Source organism: Bartonella sp. MU70NMGDW, assembly GCF_042194085.1.
Lineage (GTDB): Bacteria > Pseudomonadota > Alphaproteobacteria > Rhizobiales > Rhizobiaceae > Bartonella > Bartonella grahamii.
In genome coordinates this window covers 1-4859 of sequence record NZ_JBHIMK010000088.1, presented here as the reverse complement: position 1 = coordinate 4859, position 4859 = coordinate 1, and the positions used below count along the sequence as shown (strand labels likewise).

The window sequence follows — 4859 nt, the reverse complement described above, 5'->3', positions numbered from 1 at the left end:
TCTTATCTTCATTTATATTTGTGGGATTCCACCCAATAACTGAAGAAAGCAACTTCTTTTCAACTGCTAAATATTCTTCTTCAACAGTTGCAATAGCACTATGAAGAATCTTTCTTTGTTCATCTGCTATTGCTTGTGGTATTTTTGCTGTTACAAATTGATATTCTAGTGTTTCGATAGCCCGTTTATAAATCCGCTTACGCACTTGTGGTGTAACATTATTTTGTGCATTAATTGCCTTTTTTAAGATTCCAACGAAATCTACCATTTCCTCTATAATCTCTCTTAAACTAAGCAAAGAAAGCCTAGCACTCAGGCTAAAACAGCTTTATTTTAGGCTCATAAGTTTATTGTCATTTATATTGGTACAACTATTGTCATAGTGTAAAATGAATATGAAAAATAAACAATGTCATTTTACACCTTTCTTTCACGCACTCTTAAAAACTCTTTTTGTTAAAAGATATAGAAGTGAACAAAAGATCTATATGGAAACCTAAAAATAATAATCAATTTGCAAAAGGATCTGTAATAAGAATAGTATCTTCACGTTCTGGACTCGTAGATAATAAAGCCACTTTTGTGTTAATCAGTTCTTCAATATAGCGTATATATTTAACAGCCTGCATTGGTAAATCTTCCCACCTCAATGCATGGGCTGTTTTTTCCTTCCAACCTTCTAATGTTTCATAAACAGGCTTCACACGGGCTTGGGCTCCCATGGAAGAAGGTAAATAATCAATCCTTCTACCATCAAGCTCGTAACCAATACAAACTTTTATTTCATCCAAACCATCCAAAACATCAAGTTTTGTCAATGCTATACCTTGAACACCGCAAACTACTACCATCTGACGGACTAAGACAGCATCAAACCAACCACATCGACGCTTTCGACCCGTTACAACACCAAATTCATGCCCACGCACTCCCAGAAATTCACCAATATCATTTATCTGCTCTGTAGGAAAAGGCCCTTCTCCAACACGTGTGGTATACGCTTTTGCAATACCCAAAACATAATGAATTGCACTAGGTCCCATCCCTGAACCTGTACATGCCTGCCCAGAAACTGTATTCGATGATGTTACGTAAGGATAAGTTCCAAAATCATTATCGAGTAAAGCACCTTGCGCACCTTCAAAAAGAATGTGTTTCCCTCCTCTATAACCTTCATCTAAAAGACGCCACGTACAATCCATAAAGGGCAAAACTTTATCCGCAACTTGCATCAATTCATCATAAAGCGCTTGAGAATCAATCTCTTCCCCCCCCATCCCACGACGTAAAGCATTATGATGCCTCAAAAGCCGCTCAATCTTAGCCATAAGTGTATCTTTTTCTGCTAAATCCATCACTCGGATAGCACGACGTCCCACCTTATCTTCATAAGCCGGTCCAATACCACGCTTTGTTGTACCAATCTTTAAACCAGATAAACCGCTTTCTCGAATTGCATCAAGATCACGATGTAAAGAAAGAATCAAAGGAGCATTTTCAGCAATACGTAAAATTTCCGGTGTAATTTCCACGCCCTGATCACGTAGCTTTTTCAACTCTGCTACAAAATGATGGGGATCAACTACAACACCATTCCCAATAATTGATAATTTGCCACGCACTAAACCAGACGGTAAAAGTGATAATTTATAACTAACTCCATCAATAACCAATGTGTGGCCAGCATTATGCCCCCCCTGATATCTCACCACGATATCTGCTCTCTCAGACAACCAATCTACAATTTTACCTTTGCCTTCATCACCCCATTGTGTACCGACAACAACTACATTGGCCATAACTTTCTCCGTCGTGTTTGGTCAAAAAACCAGCATTCAAAAACAAATACTTCTTTATAACGAAACCTTAGAGCAAGTGCGACTCCTCATTTCAGATTTTTCTCAATCTTCAAGTGATTAAATTTTCAAATTTATGATAATAAAGATAAGCAAATACCAAAATATTTTAAATCTGTCATTTTTGCTACAATTGTCATTTTTGCTACAATAAAGTAAAAAATTAGAGATTTTAATTTGTGCGTATCCAACACCTGACAGAGCATTCATTCCTCCTCTTAATCTTTTACAATTCATGTAATATTTAGAGGCTGTTTGTCTGATACAAGAATACGAAAGATTATCATGATCTCTCGTATTCTTTTTCTGTTTAAAAACACGTTGTGAAAATCACCAGTAATTATTTAAAGCTGTGCTTTTTCAACTTGGAACGCCCACTCAAGCCATTGTGTTAAAATTTCAAGATCAGAAGCCTCAATTGTTATACCCGCCCAAATTCGAAGCCCCGGAGGAGCATCGCGATATGAACCAATATCATAAGCAACCCCTTCCTCATCAAGACGTTTCACAACCGCTTTTATGAAAGATACTCGCTTTTCCGTATCCAAAGCAGTAATCACTGGATCCACAATATCTAAACAAATAGCGGTGTTAGAACGCACTTCAGGATCTTTTGCCAAATATTCTAACCATGGTGTTTTGCGAACAAAAGCATCAAGTACAGAAAAGTTTTTCTCCACCCGTGCTCTTAATGCCGCTGAACCTCCTAGAGATTTTGCCCACTTCAACCCATCAAGAAAATCCTCAACACAAAGCATAGAAGGTGTATTGATTATCTTTCCTTTAAAAATATCTTCGTTCAATTTTCCATTTTTTGTCATATAGAAAAGTTGAGGCATAGGCCAAGCTGGAACATGATTCTCAAGCCTCTCAACAGCACGAGGACTTAAAATCACCATACCATGCGCAGCCTCACCTCCCAAAACTTTCTGCCATGAAAAAGTAACAACATCTAATTTTGAAAAATCAAGATATTGCGCAAAAGCTGCAGATGTTGCATCACAAATGGTCAATCCAGCCCGCTTATGGGGAATGAAATCTGCATTAGGAATACGCACACCAGAAGTTGTCCCATTCCATGTAAAAACAACATCACGATCAAAGTCAAGTTTTGTTAAATCTGGTATTTCACCATAAGGAGCTTCAAAACGACGTACATCAGAAAGCTTTAATTGCTCGACAACATCTTTATTCCACCCAAATCCAAAACTTTCCCACGCCGCCATATCAATGCCACGCTCACCTAATAGAGACCATAGAGCAGCCTCAACAGCACCGGTATCTGAACCTGGCATAATTCCTATACGATGATCAGAAGGAACCTCAAGAATCTCACGGGTTAAATTAATAACTTCAGCAAGTTTTAATTCTGCTTCTCTAGATCTATGCGAACGCCCAACTAATGCATTTTTAAGAACATCAAGAGTCCAACCAGGCCGTTTGCTACAAGGACCTGAAGAAAAATTAGTATTATTGGGACGACTGCTTGGTTTTTGTAACATTATCATTATTTCTCCCCTTTTAGATGTTTTTCTTTCTTTATAAAGAAAAACAAATTATTATAAAGACTAATCAATAATCTTTTTAGAAAAAAGTCAAAAATATTTTCTATTATTTCGTATGCTTAAAATTCACGGAAACTTTATAAAAAAATCTTTCTTAATCATGCTTCTCGATTGATTCTTTTATTTTTTTGTATCATCACCACGATAAGACAGCATTCTACTAACAATACACTAACGCGTCCAATATGCCTATCAAATTTATTTTATGATAAAGATTCATTGATAACTCTCTAGAATAGGGAGATAAACTTATTAAAAAATCAATTATTTTTCTTTTGATGACTGGACAGAGAAAATTTTAATGTTATAACCGCAAACGCTTTATATTTTTTATGAAGCATGCCCAGATAGCTCAGTTGGTAGAGCAGCGGACTGAAAATCCGCGTGTCCGTGGTTCGAATCCGCGTCTGGGCACCACTTTTTGTTTTTCCTTATTTAATATCTTGTTTTTATTATATTTTTAACATGATGGATTCGTAAATAAAGGTTAGGGAATAGGATTTTGTGACATGGCTCTCAATTATTGCGAATCAGGTTTTTTAAAGGGCATAATCAACTTTTTACTTAAATAAATCTGAATGCGTACCTGTCCTATCAAAATGGATGTGCTCTTCGTCAACTATATAAATTAACAACCAATCGGATTCTATATGAAGATATCGACGAGGCTTTTAATTTCCTTGTAATGCATGATCATTTAAAATAGATAGCAATTGCTTCTTATTAACTAGAAGTTGCATAACTTCTGTGAACTTTCGCATATCTTTTCCACGTTTTTTTGCTCATTTTACATCCTTTTTAAACTTTCCTGAATAACTCACTGAACGCATAATCAAATATCCAATTGCTTAATCAAATCAGCAATATTTTCAGCATAAAAAACATCTTCATTGCTATCATTTTTATGAAAAGTTTCAAGCGTTTCTTTATTGGGTATCTTATTATTTTCAACGTACACACGAATAAGATCACGTAAAATTTGAGATGCTGAACAGTGTTTTATTTCAGCTATAGCCATAAATGCGCTTTTTAGATTTATATCTACTTTAGCTGCTATAAGTCACTTTTTTCACTCATAATATTTCCTCTTTAAGAATATTAATGATTATACATTATTTAACTTAGTTAAACATAGTGTAAATTATCATTAATATTAATTTCTTTTCTTAAACAAAAAGTTTTTCAACTTTTTGTTAGTCACTTTTTGAGGTGTGAAAAGCTATTATCTACGGCATCCACAAAACGGGAAAAATCTATTACGAACATAAAGACAATCAATTTCATGATACGTGACATCATCTTTAAACCTTGGTAGGTCTCTATCATCTCGTGAAGGAGCTGTTGTTCTTTTTCTGTAAGACCTTTATCTTTGCTGCTTCGTTTCTTGACCATCTTTCCAACCACATAAATGGGCTCCCTGCTTGTTATGCTTCAAAAT

5 protein-coding genes, 1 tRNA gene and 1 pseudogene are annotated in these 4859 nt (G+C 35.5%); 1 reads left to right on the top strand and 6 read right to left on the bottom strand.

The features are described from left to right. From ACFIKE_RS07685 to ACFIKE_RS07675, 3 genes and pseudogenes are all read right to left on the bottom strand, one after another. Positions 1 to 268 (bottom strand): annotated as a pseudogene (locus tag ACFIKE_RS07685) (hypothetical protein); the annotation flags it as partial. A gap of 241 nt (positions 269 to 509) precedes the next feature. Beyond that, a complete protein-coding gene (locus tag ACFIKE_RS07680) occupies positions 510 to 1799 on the bottom strand; it encodes an adenylosuccinate synthase (protein ID WP_375649042.1) in 1290 nt (429 codons plus the stop codon). Between the two features lie 401 nt (positions 1800 to 2200). After that, positions 2201 to 3364 carry a phosphoserine transaminase gene (locus ACFIKE_RS07675; protein WP_375649040.1) on the bottom strand — a complete coding sequence of 388 codons (1164 nt, stop codon included), beginning with the start codon at positions 3362 to 3364 and terminating at the stop codon, positions 2201 to 2203. Between the two features lie 398 nt (positions 3365 to 3762). Here ACFIKE_RS07675 and ACFIKE_RS07670 point away from each other — a divergent pair. Further along, positions 3763 to 3838: transfer RNA gene (locus ACFIKE_RS07670), tRNA-Phe, on the top strand. 143 nt (positions 3839 to 3981) lie between these two features. On the opposite strand, the gene ACFIKE_RS07665 is transcribed toward ACFIKE_RS07670, so the two are convergent. The 3 genes from ACFIKE_RS07665 to ACFIKE_RS07655 form a co-directional block, all read right to left on the bottom strand. Continuing rightward, positions 3982 to 4071 (bottom strand): type II toxin-antitoxin system YafQ family toxin, encoded by a 90-nt coding sequence (locus ACFIKE_RS07665; RefSeq protein ID WP_375626877.1) that lies wholly within the window; start codon positions 4069 to 4071, stop codon positions 3982 to 3984. 182 nt (positions 4072 to 4253) lie between these two features. After that, positions 4254 to 4439: a hypothetical protein gene (locus ACFIKE_RS07660; protein WP_375626868.1), complete on the bottom strand. Its 186-nt coding sequence runs from the start codon at positions 4437 to 4439 to the stop codon at positions 4254 to 4256. Between the two features lie 179 nt (positions 4440 to 4618). Further along, positions 4619 to 4825, bottom strand: coding sequence for a hypothetical protein (locus tag ACFIKE_RS07655; protein WP_375626866.1), 207 nt, complete (start codon positions 4823 to 4825; stop codon positions 4619 to 4621). Positions 4826 to 4859: the final 34 nt, after the last annotated feature.

Bases quoted from the DNA above. Each gene is read 5' to 3' on its own strand.
- ACFIKE_RS07680 (WP_375649042.1), bottom strand. From the start codon at position 1,799: ATGGCCAATGTAGTTGTTGTCGGTACACAATGGGGTGATGAAGGCAAA.
- ACFIKE_RS07675 (WP_375649040.1), bottom strand. From the start codon at position 3,364: ATGATAATGTTACAAAAACCAAGCAGTCGTCCCAATAATACTAATTTT.
- ACFIKE_RS07660 (WP_375626868.1), bottom strand. From the start codon at position 4,439: ATGGCTATAGCTGAAATAAAACACTGTTCAGCATCTCAAATTTTACGT.